A 1,251-nucleotide genomic window follows, 5' to 3' on the forward strand; every position below is an offset into this window, starting at 1 on the left:
CTATTTTCAATTTGAGTTCAAAACTATATTTAGCCATAAAAATACCGACCTCCAAATGTTAGATTTTTGGTCTAACTTTTGGGGGTCGGTACAGATAGTTGTTGTTTTTTATTTATACTTTTGAAGGCGCCACACCGTAATATTTTTTAAAGAGCTTACTAAAATGGTAAGCATCTTCATAACCAACAGTTTGAGCCACTTCTTTAATGCTAGCTGATTCATTTTTTAATAAAGTTTTAGCGTGTTTTAACCGAATTTGAATCAAATAATTAATCGGGCTACTGCCAGTCACTTCTTTAAAAACTTTTGAAAGATGAGTAGGGCTGACGTAAAAAATTTCCGCCAGTTGTTCCAAGGTAATTTCTTGATCATAACGATTTTCTAAATAATAAATAGTTTGGTTGACTAAATTTTGTTTGCGTTTTTCAGATTTTGATAAAGTTTGATCAACTAAATCATTACTTCTTTGGCTGAAACTTCGCAAAATAAGAACTAACATTTCAATTAATAAGGCTTTTCCCATTAGCTGAAACTCTTCATTTTGTTCATTAAATTCTTTAGCTAAATGCCAAGCTTTATCTAAAAACTGACTGTGATACTCACCTAAATCCAACAAAGCTTTTTTATTAGGAAAATGATTACGGGGTAAGCCGTCTAAAGAAATATTATTAATCCCAATATGCAACTGATGAGAATAAGTATGAGCGGGCTGTTGTTCACTGTGATAAACACCAGGATTAAACAGCATAATTCTACCAGCGCCTAAACGCAATTCTTCATCTTCCAAGCGATAATCTGTTTCCCCCTCTAAAATAATACTGATTTCCATAAATTCATGAGCGTGGTATTTAGAGCTATGGCCGGCTTCGTTCCAGGGGTCAAAAGCATATAAAATATCTGGATTAAAAGTTTGAACGTTTGTATAGGTCATGATTGAAGTCCTCAATTCTAAATGTCAATGTTGGCTTAAAACCAACCGTTTATTTATTGTGATTTTATCAGTTGTGCTATCTCGCCATCTTTAATGTTAATTTTTTAATAGCTAGTCAATTAAAATAGTATTTATAACTAACATTGTACATCATTTTTACTAATAATAACCATTTAATTTTAACTAGTTGCAGACTATTCTATACTTCGAGTGAACAATTATGACTTGGTGTTAGTATCAAATCTTAGACAACTTTTCGTAGAGACGGAAATAGATTAAACTTATCTACGAGAGGATGAATTTTATGACCCGATACGAAA

General features: G+C 32.0%; 1 protein-coding gene. It reads right to left on the reverse strand.

What is annotated here, in order from left to right; genetic code table 11:
- Positions 1-112: 112 nt before the first annotated feature.
- Positions 113-931 (reverse strand): AraC family transcriptional regulator, encoded by an 819-nt coding sequence (locus M2139_RS14235; protein WP_280739518.1) that lies wholly within the window; start codon positions 929-931, stop codon positions 113-115.
- Between the last annotated feature and the right edge of the window lie 320 nt (positions 932-1,251).

It is taken from the genome of Enterococcus sp. PF1-24 (assembly GCF_029893325.1).
Lineage (GTDB): Bacteria > Bacillota > Bacilli > Lactobacillales > Enterococcaceae > HY326.